The 18,559-nt window shown below is 64.9% G+C and carries 17 protein-coding genes and 1 tRNA gene; 17 read left to right on the forward strand and 1 reads right to left on the reverse strand.

From position 1 onward, the window contains the following. Positions 1-9: 9 nt before the first annotated feature. Entirely contained in the window at positions 10-1,887 is a 1,878-nt protein-coding gene (locus tag WDC87_RS00725) for a sulfatase-like hydrolase/transferase (RefSeq protein WP_301655185.1), read from the reverse strand. 150 nt (positions 1,888-2,037) lie between these two features. Between WDC87_RS00725 and WDC87_RS00730 the strand changes: the two genes are divergently transcribed. The 17 genes from WDC87_RS00730 (at position 2,038) to WDC87_RS00810 (ending at position 18,547) form a co-directional block, all read left to right on the forward strand. Continuing rightward, positions 2,038-3,015 (forward strand): 2-oxoglutarate and iron-dependent oxygenase domain-containing protein, encoded by a 978-nt coding sequence (locus tag WDC87_RS00730; RefSeq protein ID WP_049414703.1) that lies wholly within the window; start codon positions 2,038-2,040, stop codon positions 3,013-3,015. A gap of 626 nt (positions 3,016-3,641) precedes the next feature. Continuing rightward, positions 3,642-4,397: a triose-phosphate isomerase gene (tpiA, locus tag WDC87_RS00735; RefSeq protein WP_072168490.1), complete on the forward strand. Its 756-nt coding sequence runs from the start codon at positions 3,642-3,644 to the stop codon at positions 4,395-4,397. Positions 4,398-4,428: 31 nt separating this feature from the next. Further along, a complete protein-coding gene (gene secG, locus WDC87_RS00740) occupies positions 4,429-4,851 on the forward strand; it encodes a preprotein translocase subunit SecG (protein ID WP_301655258.1) in 423 nt (140 codons plus the stop codon). Between the two features lie 51 nt (positions 4,852-4,902). Continuing rightward, positions 4,903-4,987, forward strand: a tRNA-Leu gene (locus WDC87_RS00745). Between the two features lie 111 nt (positions 4,988-5,098). Then, positions 5,099-5,455: an NADH-quinone oxidoreductase subunit A gene (locus tag WDC87_RS00750; protein WP_005417937.1), complete on the forward strand. Its 357-nt coding sequence runs from the start codon at positions 5,099-5,101 to the stop codon at positions 5,453-5,455. Then, on the forward strand, positions 5,446-6,000 hold the full coding sequence (locus WDC87_RS00755; RefSeq protein ID WP_005417936.1) for an NADH-quinone oxidoreductase subunit B: 555 nt from the start codon (positions 5,446-5,448) through the stop codon (positions 5,998-6,000). Before WDC87_RS00750 ends, WDC87_RS00755 begins: the two co-directional genes overlap by 10 nt. A 33-nt stretch (positions 6,001-6,033) precedes the next feature. Then, positions 6,034-6,783 (forward strand): NADH-quinone oxidoreductase subunit C, encoded by a 750-nt coding sequence (locus WDC87_RS00760; RefSeq protein WP_010486428.1) that lies wholly within the window; start codon positions 6,034-6,036, stop codon positions 6,781-6,783. Further along, a complete protein-coding gene (locus WDC87_RS00765) occupies positions 6,780-8,087 on the forward strand; it encodes an NADH-quinone oxidoreductase subunit D (protein ID WP_005417935.1) in 1,308 nt (435 codons plus the stop codon). Before WDC87_RS00760 ends, WDC87_RS00765 begins: the two co-directional genes overlap by 4 nt. 97 nt (positions 8,088-8,184) lie before the next feature. Next, a complete protein-coding gene (gene nuoE, locus WDC87_RS00770; RefSeq protein ID WP_005410460.1) occupies positions 8,185-8,712 on the forward strand; it encodes an NADH-quinone oxidoreductase subunit NuoE in 528 nt (175 codons plus the stop codon). A 4-nt stretch (positions 8,713-8,716) separates the two neighbouring features. After that, a complete protein-coding gene (nuoF, locus tag WDC87_RS00775; RefSeq protein ID WP_072168489.1) occupies positions 8,717-10,057 on the forward strand; it encodes an NADH-quinone oxidoreductase subunit NuoF in 1,341 nt (446 codons plus the stop codon). Next, positions 10,054-12,288: an NADH-quinone oxidoreductase subunit NuoG gene (nuoG, locus tag WDC87_RS00780; RefSeq protein ID WP_252744358.1), complete on the forward strand. Its 2,235-nt coding sequence runs from the start codon at positions 10,054-10,056 to the stop codon at positions 12,286-12,288. The genes nuoF and nuoG overlap by 4 nt, the downstream gene beginning before the upstream one ends. Next, complete coding sequence (gene nuoH, locus WDC87_RS00785; RefSeq protein WP_072168488.1) at positions 12,285-13,379, forward strand: NADH-quinone oxidoreductase subunit NuoH; 1,095 nt, start codon at positions 12,285-12,287, stop codon at positions 13,377-13,379. Before nuoG ends, nuoH begins: the two co-directional genes overlap by 4 nt. A gap of 3 nt (positions 13,380-13,382) precedes the next feature. Further along, on the forward strand, positions 13,383-13,871 hold the full coding sequence (nuoI, locus tag WDC87_RS00790) for an NADH-quinone oxidoreductase subunit NuoI (protein WP_005417924.1): 489 nt from the start codon (positions 13,383-13,385) through the stop codon (positions 13,869-13,871). A gap of 9 nt (positions 13,872-13,880) precedes the next feature. Beyond that, a complete protein-coding gene (locus tag WDC87_RS00795) occupies positions 13,881-14,537 on the forward strand; it encodes an NADH-quinone oxidoreductase subunit J (RefSeq protein WP_005417923.1) in 657 nt (218 codons plus the stop codon). Beyond that, positions 14,534-14,839 (forward strand): NADH-quinone oxidoreductase subunit NuoK, encoded by a 306-nt coding sequence (nuoK, locus tag WDC87_RS00800; protein WP_005417921.1) that lies wholly within the window; start codon positions 14,534-14,536, stop codon positions 14,837-14,839. Before WDC87_RS00795 ends, nuoK begins: the two co-directional genes overlap by 4 nt. Positions 14,840-14,846: 7 nt before the next feature. Continuing rightward, the gene (gene nuoL, locus WDC87_RS00805; protein WP_072168486.1) at positions 14,847-17,015 is read left to right on the forward strand and encodes an NADH-quinone oxidoreductase subunit L; all 2,169 of its coding nucleotides are present in this window, start codon (positions 14,847-14,849) and stop codon (positions 17,013-17,015) included. A 23-nt stretch (positions 17,016-17,038) separates the two neighbouring features. Then, a complete protein-coding gene (locus tag WDC87_RS00810) occupies positions 17,039-18,547 on the forward strand; it encodes an NADH-quinone oxidoreductase subunit M (RefSeq protein WP_072168485.1) in 1,509 nt (502 codons plus the stop codon). Positions 18,548-18,559 lie beyond the last annotated feature (12 nt).

Below are 18,559 nucleotides of genomic sequence, written 5' to 3' on the forward strand. Positions count from 1 at the left end.
CCTTGAAGGTCAACGATTGCGGAAGCGGGTCAACGCTTCCCATGCAGTGCGTACGGCAGCCGCATCAGGGGCCTGCTGGGGCAGCGGGAGGTAGTGCCGGTCCAGCGCTGTGGCGTTGCCGAACTTGTCGAACACGTAGATCGCGTCGCCATGGCGTATCGCGCGCTGCGACCAGCTTTCGACCACCAGGGCACGCGGGCCCTGCGGTTCGGCCAGCAGGTCCTGGCCGGTGCTGTAATCGCTCAGCGCGTTCTCGCAGCCCAGCGCATGGCGCATCAGTGTCGGTACCCAGTCTTCGTGCGAGCTGGTGCGGGCGTCGCGGCCAGCGGCCCTGCCTGGCCAATGCAGCACGAACGGGACCTGCAGCTGGTAGTCGGAGAAGTTGCCGTTGTGGCCCCAATAGTTCAGCTTGAGGTCGTTGAACTCTTCGGCATGGTCGCCGGTGACCAGCACGATGGTGTCCTCGGCCAGGCCCTGTGCGCGCAGGTCGTCCAGCAGCGAGCCGATCAGGCTGTCTGCGTAGTGCACGGCGGTGCGGTAGCGGTTGAGTTCCGGCGTCGGGTCATGCTCCGGGCCGAATTTGAGGAAGTCGATGTCCGCAGCCATCGGCGTCGCCACGGGCGGGTAACCATCGGGCATGTGGTACGGCGCGTGGGTGGAGTCGAGGAACACGAAGCCAAACCACGGGCGCTGCGCCGCCTGGCTGGCGCGGATGTCCTGCTGCAGTGCACTGATGATCGCGCGGTCGCGGCCGTCGGACTTCAGTGCCGATGGCCCCTGGTGCAGCTGGTCGCGCACATCGGCGAATGCCGTGCGATCGAATTCCGGGCTGTACAACGGCGCACTGCCGTACAGGTGCAGGTCGTAGCCCTGCTGGCCCAGCACCTGGAACAGCTGCGAGCCGCGCTGCTCGTCGAGCATGCTTGGCCAGTAACCACCGGGTAGGCCGTACAGCAGCCCGAACAGGCCGTAGCGGGTGGCATTGCCGGTGCTGAAGTGCTGGTCGAACACGCGCGCGTCCTGCGCCAGCGCCGACGTGTTGGGCATCAGCTGCGGTGTCAGCACGTCCTGGCGCAGCGATTCCAGCACCACCATCAGCACATTGGGACGATGCGGGTTCTGGCACCGCAGCGGGTGCAGTGGGTACTGCAGCTGCGCATGGCGCGGGTCGGGCAGGCCGGCCTGCTGCTGGCTGACCACGCCCAGGCGCCGCATGAAGCTCTTGGCGGTGATCGGTTGCGCCCACGGCAGGTAGTTCCACTGCGCGATCACATCGCGGTCGCCGCGGGCGTCGTAGTAGGCGGTGGCCACCTGGCCGCCGGCCATCAGAAGCGCGACCGCTGCCCACGCCTGCAGCACCCGTCGCCGGCGCGGCACTGCCGGCAGCAGCTTCCAGCACGCCCAGGCCAGCAGGCCTTCGGCGGCGAAGACCGCGGCGACCAGCAGCGCGACCTGCAGCCAGGTCTTCCAGGACAGGGCGACCTGGTCCTGCAGGGCGCCGCCGAACACCATGTTCACGACCATGGCGTTGAGGTGGAAGCGGTACAGGGTGAACACCTTGGCGTCGACCAGCAGCAGGCACAGCCACAGGCCCTGCAGGAGAACGGCGCTGATGCTCAGCGTACGGGCAGTGCGTGGCCACAGCCCCAGCAGCAACGGCAGCAGGCCGGCCAGCGCGCCGAACGCGAGCAGGTGGCCGGGCAGGGCGATCGCGAGGTAGGCCAGGCCCGCGCTGCCGCCTGGATTGTCCCGCAGCGGCACGTTGCCCACTGCGATCGCCGCAGCCAGGACCGCATTGCCGGCGACGAACAGCGACCACCAGGCCAGCCGGCGCCAACGCCGGGTGAAGCCTTCAAGGGCGAGTGCGGCAGGGGCGGCTGCAGACATGGCGAAGCGGATTCAGGGAGCGGGGAAAAGGTCGGGCCCCACGTGACGGAAGCGTTAATCCGCGCGCGGGTCGCGCACTGTATCGGTTTGTTTCTTCGTATCGAGTGGCGTCCCCCGGGCGATCTGTCACAATGTTCAGGCGGGCCATGAATGCGCTGGCCCCCCAGACCCAATGACAAGCCAGGAACCGCTGTGAGCCAGATCCCCACCCTCGACATCACCCGTTTCGACAGCGACCGCGAGGCCTTCGTGGCCGAGCTGGGCGCGGCCTATCGCCAATGGGGATTCGCGGGCATCCGCAACCACGGCATCCCGCAGGCCGACATCGACGCGGCCTACGATGCCTTCAAGGCCTTCTTCGCCCTGCCGGAAGAGGTCAAGCGCAAGTACCACGTGCCTGGCAGCGGCGGGGCCCGCGGCTATACCCCCTTCGGCGTGGAGACCGCCAAGGGCTCCAAGCACTTCGACCTGAAGGAGTTCTGGCACATCGGCCGCGAGATCGCCGACGACTCCAAGTACCGTGACGTGATGGCGCCGAACCTGTGGCCGACCGAAGTAGAGGGCTTCCGCGAGCGGGGGTACGGCCTGTACCAGGCGCTGGACAACCTGGGGTCGCGCGTGCTGTCGGCGCTCGCCCTGCACATCGGCCTGCCGGAGAATTTCTTCGCCGACAAGACCAACTTCGGCAATTCGATCCTGCGCCCGATCCACTACCCGCCGATCACCACCGACGACATCCCGAACGTTCGTGCCGGTGCTCATGGCGACATCAACTTCATCACCTTGCTGGTGGGTGCCAGTGCCGCGGGCCTGGAAGTGCAGTCGCACGACGGCGAGTGGGTGCCGTTCACCTCGGACGCGGACACCATCGTGGTCAACATCGGCGACATGCTGCAGCGCCTGACCAACCATGTGTATCCGTCGACCATCCACCGCGTGGTCAATCCTCCGGGCGAGCTGGCGCGCCAGCCGCGCTACTCGGTGCCGTTCTTCCTGCACCCGAACCCGGACTTCCTGATCGACGTGCTGCCCTCGTGCATCACCCCGGAGAACCCGAGCCGGTACCCGGAGCCGATCACCGCCCACGGCTTCCTCGAGGAGCGCCTGCGCGAGATCAAGCTGAAGTAAAGAGAAGTGAGGCCGCCGAAAGGCGGCCTTGTTTTTTGCAGGGTCGCACCCTGCGCCCGCGGTAGTGCCGGCCGCTGGCCAGCAAGCCCAAAGCCAAAGCGGCTCTGGATTCGTGCCGGTTGAGCGGGGCGGCGTGGGTTGGCAGGACACGCCGTGAACCCGTCCATGGGCTCGATGGCGCCATCCATGGCGCCAACGGTCCTGCCAACCCACACCGCCCCACCCCCGACAGTTTCCCGGTGACGGTGGGTAAATCCCGATTCTCGGTAGGTGTCGACCTTGGTCGACACGGTAGATCCACGCCATGCGTGGATGAGATCTGTCAGATCGAAGTGGGGCAGGGCACCCGGAATGCCGCTTTTGCTCTTGCTCTTCTTTTTTCTTTCCGTGGCGGGCGGAACCGTCGGAATGTGTCAGAGGCCGGGCGGGCGGGGATGACGGGGGTGTTCGCGGCAACCATGCCGCGGCCAAGCCCCAGATCCAGCCGGGCTCTCCGCGACCAACCCGACCCCCGCCACGAGGGGCTGCGCCGTTGGCTGAAAACCCATGTAACCGCTTACACAGAAACGGATTTTTGCCGTAGCGGGTATCATGACCGGCTGACTTCACACAGGAGCCACCCGCTCATGCGCCGCAAGATCGTCGCCGGAAACTGGAAGCTGCACGGCAGCCGTCAATTCGCCAATGAACTGCTGGAGCAGGTGGCCGCCGGGCTGCCACTGGAGGGCGTGGACGTGGTGATCCTGCCGCCGCTGCCGTACCTGGGCGAGCTGGTCGAGGACTTCGGCGCGACCGGCCTGGCCTTTGGTGCACAGGACGTCAGCAGCAACGAGAAGGGCGCCTACACCGGCGAGGTCTGCGCAGCCATGCTGGTCGAGGTCGGGGCCCGCTATGGCCTGGTCGGCCACTCCGAACGCCGCCAGTACCACCATGAAAGCAGCGAGCTGGTCGCGCGCAAGTTCGCCGCCGCCCAGCATGCTGGCCTGGTCCCGGTGCTGTGCGTGGGCGAGACCCTGGAACAGCGAGAGGCCGGGCAGACCGAAACGGTCATCGCCAGCCAGCTGGCGCCGGTACTGGAACTGGCCGGTGCGGCCGGTTTCGCCAGCGCCGTGGTCGCCTACGAGCCGGTCTGGGCCATCGGCACCGGCCGTACCGCCAGCAAGGAGCAGGCGCAGCAGGTGCACGCGTTCATCCGTGGCGAAGTCGCGCGTATCGATGCTAGAATCGCCGATTCACTGCCCATTGTTTACGGCGGTAGCGTGAAGCCCGACAATGCCGGGGAACTGTTCGCGCAGCCGGATGTCGATGGTGGGCTGGTCGGCGGCGCCTCCCTGGTGGCCGCGGACTTCCTGGCCATCGCACGGGCGGCGGCCGCGAACTAATCCTAGAAGTATTGTCCGAGGGCGGTTTCCAATGCTGATGTTGATCCTCAATGTCGTCTACGTGCTGGTCGCTGTGGCCATGATCGCGCTGATCCTGATGCAGCGTGGCTCGGGTGCGGCGGCAGGTTCGGGCTTTGGTGCTGGTGCCTCGGGCACGGTGTTCGGTGCGCGCGGCGCCTCGAACTTCCTGTCCAAGTCGACCAAGTGGCTGGCTGTCGTGTTCTTTGGCATCAGCCTCTTCATGGCCTGGTATGCCGGTCACGGCACCCTTCCGGCGGCCGACCAGGATCTGGGTCTGATGTCCGCCCCGGCAGCGGCTGCTCCGGCGGCTCCGGCGGGCGAGCTGCCGGCCGTCCCGAAGGCCGATGCGGTCCCGGTCGCGAATGTGCCGGCTCAGGCGGAATCTTCGGTTTCTGGTGAAGAAAAGCCTTCAGAAGGCTCCCAGAAACACTGAAGCCGGTTACAATACGCGGCGCATCGGAAAGATAGTCTGATGTGATCGTTTGCCCAGGTGGCGGAATTGGTAGACGCACTACCTTGAGGTGGTAGCGACGCAAGTCGTAGGGGTTCGAGTCCCCTCTTGGGCACCATTTGTAAGTAAAGCGGGTTCGTCTGGCGCGCAAGGCGCCAGGCAGGTTCCCGTCCACTCCCCCATGCCAAAGCGCCTGCAGGCGCGGCGGCAGAGGCAAGAGAGAATCGCTGTGCTGGCCGAATATTTGCCGTCTCTGCTGTTTCTGATCGTTGCCACCGGTATCGGCGTTACGCTGATGCTGGTTGGTCGATTCCTCGGTCCCCGCCGCCCCGATCTGGAAAAGCTGTCGCCGTATGAGTGCGGCTTCGAAGCCTTCGAAGACGCGCGCATGAAGTTCGACGTGCGCTACTACCTGATCGCTATCCAGTTCATCGTCTTCGACCTGGAAATCATCTTCATCGTGCCGTGGACCCAGGTCTTCATGGAACTGGGCGCCCGTTCGCTGGTCACCATGGGCCTGTTCGTCGGCATGCTGTTCCTCGGTTTCATTTACGTCTGGAAGAAGGGAGCGCTGGAATGGGAGTGATTCAGACTCTCGATGGCCTCATGAACAATCCGTCGCCGGAAGGCCGGGTTGATGACATCCTGCGGCCGGAAGGCGACAACCCGCTGCTGGAAAAGGGCTTCGTCACCACCAGCGTCGACGCACTGCTGAACTGGGCGCGCACCGGCTCGATGTGGCCGATGACCTTCGGCCTGGCCTGCTGCGCCGTCGAGATGATGCACGCCGGCGCCGCGCGCCTGGACCTGGATCGCTACGGCGTGGTGTTCCGCCCGTCGCCGCGTCAGTCCGACGTGATGATCGTGGCCGGTACCCTGGTCAACAAGATGGCCCCGGCGCTGCGCAAGGTCTACGACCAGATGCCGGACCCGAAGTGGGTCATCTCGATGGGTAGCTGCGCCAACGGTGGCGGCTACTACCACTACTCCTATTCTGTGGTGCGCGGCTGTGATCGCGTGGTGCCGGTGGACGTCTACGTCCCGGGCTGCCCGCCGACCGCCGAGGCGCTGGTGTACGGGATCCTGCAGCTGCAGAAGAAGATCTGGCGTACACAGACCATCGCCCGCTGACCCCTTCACCTGACTAGAGCGCGCCAAGCCCCCATGGCAGAGCAAGCATCCTTCATCGACCGACTCTCCGCACGTTTCGCTGGTGCGAAGGTCATCGTGGTCGAACCCCGCGGCGAAGTGACGCTGGAAGTGCCTGCCGCCGAGTGGCACGCCACCGCCCTGGCGCTGCGTGACGAGTTTGGTTTCGAGCAGGCCGTGGATCTGTGCGGCGTCGACTACCTCGGTTATGGCTCCGACGAATGGGACACCGCCGATGTGTCCTCGCAGGGCTTCAGCCGAGGCGTCGAAGGCAAGGCCCAGGGCCGCTTCGCGTGGGGCGAGTTCCCCACCGAGGAAAACGGTGCCGACGGTGCCCGCCCGCAGCACATGCCGACCCAGCGCTTCGCCGTGGTCGCGCAGCTGCGTTCCTACCAGCACAACCTGATGATGCACCTGCGCTGCTTCGCTCCTGACGAAGCGCTGCCGGTGGTGTCCTCGCTGACCAGTATCTGGCCGGGCCTGAACTGGTTCGAGCGCGAGGCGTTCGACCTGTACGGCGTGATCTTCGAAGGCCACCCGGACCTGCGCCGGATCCTGACCGACTACGGTTTCGTCGGCCATCCGTTCCGCAAGGACTTCCCGCTGATCGGCAATGTCGAAGTCCGCTACGACGAAGAGAAGAAGCGCGTGATCTACGAACCGGTCACCTCGGTGGAGCCGCGTGTCGGCGTGCCGCGCGTGATCCGCGACGACGCCCGTCTGCAGACCGCAGAAGGTGAGCGCGCGCAGGAGGCAGTGAAGTGAGCCACGTACACCAGGCCGGCGAAGCATTCGCCAGCAACGCCGCCGAGAGCCGGCAGGAAATCCGCAACTACACCATGAACTTCGGCCCGCAGCATCCGGCCGCTCACGGTGTGCTGCGCCTGATCCTGGAAATGGACGGTGAAACCATCATGCGCGCCGACCCGCACGTGGGTCTGCTGCACCGTGGTACCGAAAAGCTGGCCGAGTCCAAGCCGTTCAACCAGTCGATCGGCTACATGGATCGACTGGACTACGTGTCGATGATGTGCAACGAGCACGCCTACGTACGCGCGATCGAGACCCTGATGGGCATCGAGGCGCCGGAGCGTGCCCAGTACATCCGCACCATGTACGATGAAATCACCCGCATCCTCAACCACCTGATGTGGCTGGGCTCCAACGCGCTCGACCTGGGCGCGATGGCGGTGATGCTGTACGCCTTCCGCGAACGCGAAGAGCTGATGGACTGCTACGAAGCGGTTTCCGGCGCGCGCATGCACGCGGCGTACTACCGTCCGGGCGGTGTCTACCGCGACCTGCCGGACCACATGCCGAAGTACAAGGAATCGCGCTGGCACAAGGGCAAGGCGCTGAAGCAGCTCAATGCTTCGCGCGAGGGTTCGCTGCTGGACTTCCTGGAGAACTTCACCGTCGAGTTCCCCAAGCGCATCGACGAATACGAAACCCTGCTGACCGACAACCGCATCTGGAAGCAGCGTACCGTCGGCATCGGCGTGGTCACTCCCGAACTGGCCCACCAGTGGGGCATGACCGGCGTGATGCTGCGCGGTTCGGGCATTGCCTGGGACCTGCGCAAGAAGCGTCCGTACGCCAAGTACGATGCCGTCGATTTCGACATCCCGCTGGGCAAGGAAGGCGACTGCTACGACCGCTATCTGGTCCGCGTTGCCGAAATGCGCGAATCCAACCGCATCATCAAGCAGTGCGTGGCGTGGCTGAAGGCCAACCCGGGCCCGGTGATGGTGAAGAACTTCAAGGTCGCTCCGCCCAGGCGCGAGGACATGAAGGACGACATGGAAGCGCTGATCCACCACTTCAAGCTGTTCAGCGAAGGCTACTGCGTGCCGGCCGGCGAGACCTACTCGGCGGTGGAAGCCCCGAAGGGCGAATTCGGCTGCTACCTGGTCTCCGATGGCGCCAACAAGCCGTTCCGCGTGCACCTGCGTGCGCCGGGCTTCGCCCACCTGTCCTCGATCGATTCGGTCGTGCGCGGCCACATGCTGGCTGACGTGGTGGCGATGATCGGCACCTACGACCTGGTGTTCGGCGAGGTTGACCGGTAATGCCGTCCGCCACGCCAACGCCCGCTGCAGGCAGCCGGCGCAAGCCGGCGCCGCAGTTTCTGGAATTTCACGTTATGCATTTCGCTGAGGTCGGCCGATGAAGGCGACAGGTAATTTCGAGGCGGCGCGCGACGTCGACCCGATGGTGGTGCTGAGCGACAAGACCCGCGCTCACATCGATCACTGGCTGTCCAAGTTCCCGCCGGACCGCAAGCGCTCTGCCGTGCTGCAGGGCCTGCATGCGGCCCAGGAGCAGAACCAGGGCTGGCTGACCGACGAACTGATCGCCGGCGTGGCCAAGTACCTGGACCTGCCACCGGTGTGGGCCTACGAGGTCGCCAGCTTCTACTCGATGTTCGAGACCGAGAAGGTGGGCCGCAACAACGTGGCCATCTGCACCAACATCAGCTGCTGGCTCAATGGCGCCGAGGACATCGTGCGCCATTGCGAGAAGAAGCTGGGCATCAAGCACGGTGAATCGACCCCTGACGGCCGCGTCTACCTCAAGCGCGAGGAAGAGTGCCTGGCCGGCTGCGGTGGCGCGCCGATGATGGTCATCAACGGTCACTACCATGAGCGTCTGACCCTGGAAAAGGTCGACGAGCTGCTGGACGGGCTGGAGTAAGGGCATGGCACATCACCACGAATCCAAGGGTCCGGTCGGCCCCGCGCCGCTGCCGCACCAGGTGGTCTATACCACCCTGCATTACGACACCCCGTGGTCGTACGAAAGCTACCTGAAGACCGGTGGCTACGCTGCCCTGCGCAAGATCCTCGAAGAGAAGATCACGCCGGAGCAGGTCATCGAGATGGTCAAGGCCTCGGGCCTGCGCGGCCGCGGTGGCGCCGGCTTCCCGACCGGCCTGAAGTGGTCGTTCATGCCCAAGGGCAACATGCAGAAGTACATCCTCTGCAACTCGGACGAATCCGAGCCGGGCACCTGCAAGGATCGCGACATCCTGCGCTACAACCCGCATTCGGTCGTGGAAGGCATGGCGATCGCCTGCTACGCCACCGGTTCGACCGTGGGCTACAACTACCTGCGCGGTGAATTCCACCACGAGCCGTTCGAGCACTTCGAGCAGGCCCTGGCCGACGCCTATGCGAACGGCTGGCTGGGCAAGAACATCCTCGGCAGCGGCGTGGACATCGACATCTACGGCGCGCTGGGCGCCGGCGCGTACATCTGCGGCGAAGAAACCGCGCTGATGGAATCGCTGGAAGGCAAGAAGGGCCAGCCGCGCTACAAGCCGCCGTTCCCGGCCAACTTCGGCCTGTACGGCAAGCCGTCGACGATCAACAACACCGAAACCTACGGTTCAGTGCCGGCGATCATCCGCAACGGCCCGGAGTGGTTCAAGGGCCTGAGCCTGACCGCCAACGGTGGCCCGAAGTGCTTCTCGGTGTCCGGCTGCGTGCAGAACGGCGGCAACTTCGAAGTGCCGCTGGGCACCACCTTCGACGACCTGCTGGAAATGGCCGGTGGCCTGCGTCCGGGCCGCAAGCTCAAGGGCGCGATCCCGGGCGGCGTGTCGATGCCGGTGCTGACCGCGGCCGAGCTGAAGGGCCTGCCGATGGACTACGACACCATCCGTGCGCTGGGCTCCGGCCTGGGCTCGGGTGCGATCGTCGTGCTCGACGACAGCGTCTGCTGCGTCAAGTTCGCCTGCCGCATCAGCCAGTTCTTCCACAAGGAATCCTGCGGCCAGTGCACCCCGTGCCGTGAAGGCACCGGCTGGATGCACCGCGTGCTGGAGCGCATCGTCGCCGGCAAGGCCACGATGGAAGACCTGCACCAGCTGAAGGCAGTGGCCGGGCAGATCGAAGGCCACACCATCTGTGCGTTCGGCGAAGCGGCTGCATGGCCCATCCAGGGCTTCCTGCGCCAGTTCTGGGACGAGTTCGAGTACTACATCGTCAACGGTCATTCGATGGTTGACGGCAAGAAGGTGGAGGCAGCCGCTGCATGAGCGCGCAACCCGTAAATCCGAGCGTCCCACCCGATCACGTCACCATCGAGATCGATGGCAAGTCGCTGGTCGTGCCCAAGGGCTCGATGATCATCCAGGCGGCCGACAAGGCCGGCATTCCGATTCCGCGCTTCTGCTATCACGAGAAGCTGCCGATCGCCGCCAACTGCCGCATGTGCCTGGTGGACGTGGAGAAGTCGCCGAAGCCGGCGCCGGCCTGTGCCACCCCGGTGATGGACGGCATGAAGGTCGCCACCCGCAGCGAAAAGGCGCTGAAGTTCCAGCGCTCGGTGATGGAGTTCCTGCTCATCAACCACCCGCTGGACTGCCCGATCTGTGATCAGGGCGGCGAGTGCGAGCTGCAGGACGTGTCGCTGGGCTATGGCCGTTCGGTCAGCCGCTTCAACGAGCGCAAGCGCGTGGTGCCTGACGAGGACATGGGTCCGCTGGTTGCCACCGAGATGACCCGCTGCATCCAGTGCACCCGCTGCGTCCGCTTCACCGCCGACGTTGCCGGTACCTACGAACTGGGTGGCATGTACCGCGGTGAGAACCTGCAGATCGGTACCTTCGACGGCAAGCCGCTGACCACCGAGCTGTCCGGCAACGTCGTCGACGTCTGCCCGGTCGGCGCGCTGACCAACAAGGTGTTCCAGTTCCGCGCCCGCCCGTGGGAACTGACCGCGCGCGAGTCGCTGGGCTATCACGACGCGATGGGTTCGAACCTGTTCCTGCACGTGCGTCGCGGCGAAGTGCTGCGCACCGTGCCGCGCGACAACGAAGCCGTGAACGAGTGCTGGCTGTCCGACCGTGACCGCTACTCGCACCAGGGCCTGTACAGCGAAGACCGTGCGGTCAAGCCGCTGCGCAAGGTCAACGGCGAGTGGAAGGAAGTGAGCTGGGCCGAAGGCCTGGCCGCGGCCGCCGAAATCCTCAAGGCCAACCAGGGCGACAACCTGGGCTTGCTGGTGCACCCGTCGACCTCGAACGAGGAAGGCGCACTGCTGGCCCGCCTGGCAAAGGGCCTGGGCTCGGGCAACATCGACCACCGCATCAACAACCGCGATTTCTCCGACGCCGCAACCGCCGAAGTGTTCGGCCTGCCGCTGGCCGAGATCGAGGGCGCCGACCGCATCGTGGTCCTGGGCAGCAACATCCGCCACGAACTGCCGCTGCTGCACGCTCGCCTGCGCAAGGCGCAGACCATCAAGGGCGCGAAGATCCACGTCGTCAATCCGGTGGACTTCGACTTCGCCTTCAGTGTCGCCGGCAAGCAGATCGTTGCCCCGTCGAAGTTCGTCGACGCGCTGGCCAACGCCGAGCTGCGTTCGGCAGTGCAGGGCGGCAACAACACCGTGCTGATCGTTGGTGGCATCGCCGAGAACCACCCGCAGGCTGCCGCGATCCGCGCTGCCGCGCGTGACTTCGCTGCCGCTACCGGTGCCAAGCTGTGCCGCATCCCGCAGGGCGCCAACGCCGTTGGCCTGACCCGCGCCGGCGTGCTGCCGGCTGGCAAGGACGTCGCCGCGATGCTGGCGCAGCCGCGCCAGGCCTACGTGGTGTACGGCCTTGAGCCGGGCCTGGACTTCGCCGACGCCCCGGCCGCCCGCAAGGCGCTGGCCGGTGCCCAGGTGGTGGCCTTCAGCCAGTTCGCCTGCGCCTCGACCCGCGACGTTGCCGACGTGATCCTGCCGATCGGTGCGCTGCCGGAAATCGATGCCACCCTGACCAACCTCGATGGTCGCGAGCAGTCGGCCCGTGCCGGCGGCAAGCTGCCGGGCGAGGCCCGCGAAGGCTGGCGCGTGCTGCGCGCACTGGGCGGCGACATGGCCCTGGCCGGTTTCGACTTCACCGACCTGGCCGGCCTGCGTGCCAGCCTGGCCCCGGTGTCGGTCACCGTCGCTGCTTCGGCGCAGCCGGCAGTTGCCGGTGAAGGCCTGGAAGTGGCTTCGACCGCCGCGATCTACCGCACCGATGCGGTGGTCCGTCGCGCGCCGGCACTGCAGTCGCATCCGCTCAACAACGCCCCGCGCATCGTGCTGAACGCAGAAGATGCCGCTCGCCTGCAGCTGCAGGAAGGGCAGATGGCCAAGGTCGGCACCGACGCCGGCAAGGCCACCCTGCCGGTGGTGGTCGACGCCCGCGTCGCTGCGGGTTCGGTCTGGATTGAATCGGGCCACGGCGCGACCGCGCCGCTGGGTGCCGCTCGCGTATCGGTGGTGGCTGCATGAACGAATTGCTGTTGAACGCGGTCGACCCGCTGCACCAGTGGCTGCTGGGCCTCGGTGACATCGGCGCGCTGATCTGGATCATCCTGAAGATCCTGGTGATCGCCGTGCCGGTGATCATCTCGGTGGCCTTCTACGTGGTCTGGGAACGCAAGCTGATCGGCTGGATGCACGTCCGCCACGGCCCGATGTACGTGGGCATGGGCATCTTCCAGGCCTTCGCCGACGTCTTCAAGCTGCTGTTCAAGGAAGTGGTCCAGCCGAGCAGCGCCAACAAGGCGATCTATCTTCTGGCCCCGCTGATCACCCTGGCCCCGGCCTTCGCGGCCTGGTCGGTGGTGCCCTTCGATTCGCAGATCGTGCTGTCCAATGCCAACGCCGGCCTGCTGTACCTGCTGGCGATGACCTCGCTGGGCATCTACGGCATCATCCTGGCCGGTTGGGCATCGAACTCGAAGTACGCGTTCCTGGGTGCCATGCGCGCCTCGGCGCAGATGATCAGCTACGAAATCGCCATGGGCTTCGCCCTGGTCGGTGTGATGATCGCCGCCGGCAGCCTGAACCTGAGCAACATCGTCGCTGCGCAGGCTGGCAGTTCCGGCTTCTTCGACTGGTTCCTGCTGCCGCTGTTCCCGCTGTTCGTCATCTACTGGGTGTCGGGCGTGGCTGAAACCAACCGCGCGCCGTTCGACGTGGTGGAAGGCGAATCGGAAATCGTTGCCGGCCACATGGTCGAGTACTCCGGCGGTGCGTTCGCCCTGTTCTTCCTGGCCGAATACGCGAACATGATCCTGATCAGCTTCCTGATCTCGATCTTCTTCCTCGGCGGCTGGCTGAGCCCGGTCCAGGGCTGGGTCGATTTCGGCAATGTCTCGCCGCTGGTCGACTGGATCTGGAAGGGCGGTGCACCGTGGTTGTTCGTCAAGGTGTTCTTCTTCGCCAGTGCCTACATCTGGTTCCGTGCCAGCTTCCCGCGCTTCCGCTATGACCAGATCATGCGCCTGGGCTGGAAGGTCTTCATCCCGCTGGCCATTCTGTGGATCGCGGTTACCGCCGTCATGGTGTTCTTCGGCGTGATTCAAAAGGGCGTCTAAGTGATGAACAGGATTACCCATTACTTCAAGAGCCTGCTGCTGCTCGAACTGCTGGCCGGCCTCTGGCTGACGCTGAAGTACAGCTTCAAGCCGAAGTACACGATGATGTACCCGATGGAGAAGTTCCCGCAGTCGCCGCGCTTCCGCGGCCTGCACGCCCTGCGCCGTTATCCCAACGGCGAAGAGCGCTGCATTGCCTGCAAGCTGTGTGAAGCGGTGTGCCCGGCGCTGGCCATCACCATCGACTCGGCCAAGCGCGAGGACGGCACCCGCCGCACCACCCGCTACGACATCGACCTGTTCAAGTGCATCTTCTGCGGCTTCTGCGAAGAAAGCTGCCCGGTGGACTCGATCGTCGAAACCCACATCCTCGAGTACCACTTCGAGAACCGTGGGGAAAACATCGTTACCAAGCCGCAGCTGCTGGCCCTTGGCGACCGTCTCGAGTCCGAGATCGCCGAGCGTCGTGCCGCCGATGCCGCTTACCGCTGAGGTCGAGAGATGGATTGGGTAAATATCGCTTTCTGGGTGTTCGCCATCGCGGCAACGGTTTCGGCCGGTGCGGTGATCAGCGTGCGCAACCCGGTTCACGCCGTGCTCTGCCTGGTGCTGACCTTCTTCTCCATTGCCTGCGTGTGGCTGCTGGTGGGCGCCGAGTTCCTCGGCGTGGCGCTGGTGCTGGTCTACGTTGGCGCGGTGATGGTGCTGTTCCTGTTCGTGGTGATGATGCTGGACATCGACCCCACCAAGCTGCGTGAGGGCTGGGTGCGCTACCTGCCGGTCGGCCTCATTGTGGCGGTGGCGATGCTGGCGCAGATGCTGATCCTGATCGGCGTCAAGGCACGCTCGGTCACGCCGTTCCCGGCCGACAACGCCGCTGCGGTCGCCGCCGACAGTTCCAACATCACCTGGCTGGCACGCACGCTGTTCACCGAGTACCTGCTGCCGTTCGAGTTCGCCGCCGTCATCCTGACCGTGGCCGTGGTTGCCGCCGTGATGTTGACCCTGCGCCGCCGTACCGGCGTCAAGAGCCAGAACCCGGGCGAGCAGACCATGGTCAAGGCCGGCCAGCGCCTGCGCATGGTCAAGATGGGTGCCGAAGCACCGGTCGTGCACAGCAACAGCAAGCCGGCCACCGGCGAGGAGACCCAGCCGTGATTACCCTTGGCCACATCCTTGCGCTTGGCGCGGTGCTGTTCGCCATCAGCCTGGCCGGCATCTTCCTCAACCGGAAGAACGTCATCGTCCTGCTGATGTCGATCGAACTGATGCTGCTGTCGGTGAACATCAACTTCGTCGGCTTCTCGCGCCAGCTGGGCGATCCGTCCGGCCAGCTGTTCGTGTTCTTCATCCTGACCGTCGCCGCCGCGGAAGCCGCCATCGGCCTGGCGATCCTGGTGACCCTGTTCCGTACCCGCCGCACGATCAATGTCGGCGAAGTCGATTCGTTGAAGGGCTGATCCACAGATGGAAATCACTCTCTCCAAGAGTCTGTTGATCGCAGTGGTGCTCGCACCGCTGTTCGGCAGCATCATCGCCGGCCTGTTCGGTCGCCAGGTCAAGCGCTTCGGCGCGCAGACCATCACCATCCTCGGCGTCGCGGTGGCCTGCGGCCTGTCGATGTACACGTTCTACCAGTTGATGTGGGGCGGCGCGCAGCCGTTCAACCAGAACATCTACACGTTCTTCGAAGTCGGCCAGTACTCGGCCCACGTCGGCTTCATGGTCGACAAGCTGACCGCGATGATGATGGTGGTGGTGACCTTCGTGTCGCTGCTGGTCCACATCTACACGATCGGCTACATGCAGGACGATCCGGGCTACCAGCGGTTCTTCAGCTACATCTCGCTGTTCACGTTCTCGATGCTCACCCTGGTGATGAGCAACAACTTCCTGCAGCTGTTCTTTGGCTGGGAAGCGGTGGGCCTGGTGTCGTACCTGCTGATCGGCTTCTGGTTCAAGCGCCCGACCGCGATCTTCGCCAACATGAAGGCGTTCCTGGTCAACCGCGTCGGTGACTTCGGCTTCCTGCTCGGCATCGCCGGCGTGCTGTGGGTGTTCGGCACCCTGGACTACTCGCAGGTGTTCTCGCAGGCCGGCATGCTGGCCGACCCGCGCGCCCAGCTGCAGATCTGGGACGGCACCCTCCTGGGCATGCAGCTGCTGAACGAGCCGGTGATCTGGTCGATCGCCACCGTCATCTGTATCTGCCTGTTCATCGGTGCCATGGGCAAGTCGGCCCAGGTCCCGCTGCACGTGTGGCTGCCCGACTCGATGGAAGGCCCGACCCCGATCTCGGCACTGATCCACGCCGCGACGATGGTGACCGCCGGCATCTTCATGGTCACCCGCATGTCGCCGCTGTTCGAGCTGTCGCAGACCGCGCTGAATTTCGTGCTGTTCATCGGTGCCACCACCGCCTTCTTCACTGGCCTGATCGGCATCGTGCAGAACGACATCAAGCGCGTCGTCGCGTACTCCACGCTGTCGCAGCTGGGCTACATGACGGTTGCACTGGGCGTGTCGGCCTACTCGGCAGCCGTGTTCCACCTGATGACCCACGCCTTCTTCAAGGCGCTGCTGTTCCTGGGTGCCGGCTCGGTCATCATTGCCATGCACCACGAGCAGGACATGCGCAAGATGGGTGGCCTGCGCAAGTACATGCCGATCACCTTCATCACCATGTGGATCGGTACGCTGGCACTGGTGGGTACGCCGTTCTTCTCCGGCTTCTACTCGAAGGACACCATCATCGAGGCCGCCGAGCTGCACGCGCACCTGTCCAACAACTGGGTGGCCACCTACGGCTACTGGGCAGTGCTGGGTGGCGTGATCGTCACCAGCTTCTACAGCTTCCGCCTGCTGTTCCTGACCTTCCACGGCAAGGAGCGTTTCCGCGACGTGCATCATGACGATCATGGTCACGGCCATGACGATCACCACGCCGCCGACGCCCACCACGGCGATGCGCATCACGATGACCACGGCCATGGCCACGGTGGTCCGCATGAGCCGCACGAAACCCCGTGGGTGGTGACCCTGCCGCTGATCCTGCTGGCCATCCCGTCGATCGCCATCGGTTTCTTCAGCATCGGTCCGATGCTGTACGGCACCGACTGGGCCGGCCACCATGCCCACGATGCCATCAAGGGCCAGGCGCATACGTTCTTCACCGGCATCGTCGACTTCTACGATCCGGCCAAGAACACCATCGGCTTCCTGGGTGAGGAGTTCCACGGCCCGATCGCCTTCGCGCTGCACGGCATGATGGCTCCGGCGTTCATGCTGACCGTCGCGGGCTTCCTGCTGGCCGTACTGTTCTACCTGTGGAAGCCGGACCTGTCGGGCAAGGCGCGCAAGGCCTTCGCTCCGCTGGTGTCGGTGCTGGAAAACAAGTACGGCTTCGACAAGCTGTGGATCGATGGCTTTGCCGGTGGCAGCGTCAAGCTGGGCAAGGTCTCGCGCTGGATCGACAGCAACATCGTCGACGGCGTGGTCAATCTCTCGGCACGTGTTGTGGATGTCGCAGCCGGCGTGCTGCGTCGTACCCAATCCGGTTTCCTCTATCACTACGCCTTCGCGATGATCATCGGCCTGATTGCCCTGCTGGGCGTGCTGATGCATTACCTGCGTTGATGACCTGTACGGAATAAGAAGACGTGTCGAACTGGCCTCTACTCAGTGTCCTCATCTGGCTGCCGATCATCGGTGGCGCCCTGATCCTCGCGATCCGTGATGCGCAGACCGCCCGCTGGGCGTCGCTGGGCGTAGCGGTGCTGACTTTCGTGGCGAGCCTCTCGCTGCTGAGCGGCTACAACGCGGGCATCGACGGTCTGCAGTTCGTCGAGACCCATGCGTGGATCCCGGCGTACAAGATCGGCTACAACCTGGGCGTGGACGGCATTGCCGTGGCGCTGATCCTGCTGACTACCCTGGTCAGCGTGCTTGCCCTGATCGGCGCCTGGAGCGCCATCGACAAGCGCGTGAACCAGTACGTGGCGGCCTTCCTGATCCTGGAAGGCGTCACGGTCGGTATCTTCGCGGCGACGGACGCGATGCTGTTCTACGTGTTCTTCGAGGCGATGCTGATCCCGATGTTCCTGATCATCGGTGTCTGGGGCGGCCCGCGCCGCATCTACGCTGCGCTGAAGTTCTTCCTGTACACCTTCCTCGGCTCGGTGCTGATGCTGGTGGCGTTGATCTACCTGTACATGAAGGGCGGCAGCTTCCAGCTGGCCGACCTGTATGCACTGCCGCTGTCGGCCAAGGAACAGACCTGGATCTTCTTCGCGTTCCTGATCGCCTTCGCGGTCAAGGTGCCGATGTTCCCGGTCCATACCTGGCTGCCGGACGCCCACGTGGAAGCGCCGACCGCCGGTTCGGTGATCCTGGCCGCCATCGCCCTGAAGATCGGTGGCTATGGCTTCCTGCGCTTCAACCTGCCGATCGTCCCGGACGCTTCGCAGGAATGGGCCTGGCTGGTGATCGGGCTGTCGTTGATCGCGGTGATCTACGTTGGCCTGGTCGCCCTGGTGCAGGACGACATGAAGAAGCTGATCGCCTATTCGTCGATCGCGCACATGGGCTTCGTCACCCTGGGCACCTTTATTGCCCTGTGGCTGGTGCGTGAAGCCGGCAACGCCGATGCCGCCCGCCTGGGCCTGCAGGGCGCCATGGTGCAGATGATCTCGCACGGCTTCGTGTCCGGCGCGATGTTCTCCTGCGTCGGCGTGCTGTACGACCGCATGCACAGCCGCCGCATCGCCGATTACGGCGGCGTGGTCAACGTGATGCCGTGGTTCGCCACCTTCGCCATGCTGTTCTTCATGGCCAACGCGGGCCTGCCCGGTACCAGCGGTTTCGTCGGCGAGTTCATGGTCATCCTCTCGGCCTTCCAGCGTAATCCGTGGATCGCGCTGGGCGCGGCCACCACCCTGATCATCGGCGCCGCCTACACCCTGTGGCTGTACAAGCGCATCTTCTTCGGTGAAGTGGCCAACAGCCATGTTGCCGAACTGAAGGACATCAACGGCCGCGAATGGCTGGTGCTGGGCGTGTTCGCCATCGGCGTGCTGGCCCTGGGCATCTATCCCAAGCCGCTGACCGACCTGATGGAGCCCTCGATCGCGAAGCTGGCGATGCAGATCGCATCCAGCAAGCTGCTGTAATTCCAGGATTTG

This window comes from Stenotrophomonas maltophilia group sp. Smal12, from assembly GCF_037079935.1.
Lineage (GTDB): Bacteria > Pseudomonadota > Gammaproteobacteria > Xanthomonadales > Xanthomonadaceae > Stenotrophomonas > Stenotrophomonas sepilia.

Coding starts and splice junctions, on each gene's coding strand:
- WDC87_RS00725 (WP_301655185.1), bottom strand. CDS start 1,887: ATGTCTGCAGCCGCCCCTGCCGCACTCGCCCTTGAAGGCTTCACCCGG.
- WDC87_RS00730 (WP_049414703.1), top strand. CDS start 2,038: ATGCGCTGGCCCCCCAGACCCAATGACAAGCCAGGAACCGCTGTGAGC.
- tpiA (WP_072168490.1), top strand. CDS start 3,642: ATGCGCCGCAAGATCGTCGCCGGAAACTGGAAGCTGCACGGCAGCCGT.
- secG (WP_301655258.1), top strand. CDS start 4,429: ATGCTGATGTTGATCCTCAATGTCGTCTACGTGCTGGTCGCTGTGGCC.
- WDC87_RS00755 (WP_005417936.1), top strand. CDS start 5,446: ATGGGAGTGATTCAGACTCTCGATGGCCTCATGAACAATCCGTCGCCG.
- WDC87_RS00760 (WP_010486428.1), top strand. CDS start 6,034: ATGGCAGAGCAAGCATCCTTCATCGACCGACTCTCCGCACGTTTCGCT.
- nuoE (WP_005410460.1), top strand. CDS start 8,185: ATGAAGGCGACAGGTAATTTCGAGGCGGCGCGCGACGTCGACCCGATG.
- nuoF (WP_072168489.1), top strand. CDS start 8,717: ATGGCACATCACCACGAATCCAAGGGTCCGGTCGGCCCCGCGCCGCTG.
- nuoG (WP_252744358.1), top strand. CDS start 10,054: ATGAGCGCGCAACCCGTAAATCCGAGCGTCCCACCCGATCACGTCACC.
- nuoH (WP_072168488.1), top strand. CDS start 12,285: ATGAACGAATTGCTGTTGAACGCGGTCGACCCGCTGCACCAGTGGCTG.
- nuoI (WP_005417924.1), top strand. CDS start 13,383: ATGAACAGGATTACCCATTACTTCAAGAGCCTGCTGCTGCTCGAACTG.
- WDC87_RS00795 (WP_005417923.1), top strand. CDS start 13,881: ATGGATTGGGTAAATATCGCTTTCTGGGTGTTCGCCATCGCGGCAACG.
- nuoL (WP_072168486.1), top strand. CDS start 14,847: ATGGAAATCACTCTCTCCAAGAGTCTGTTGATCGCAGTGGTGCTCGCA.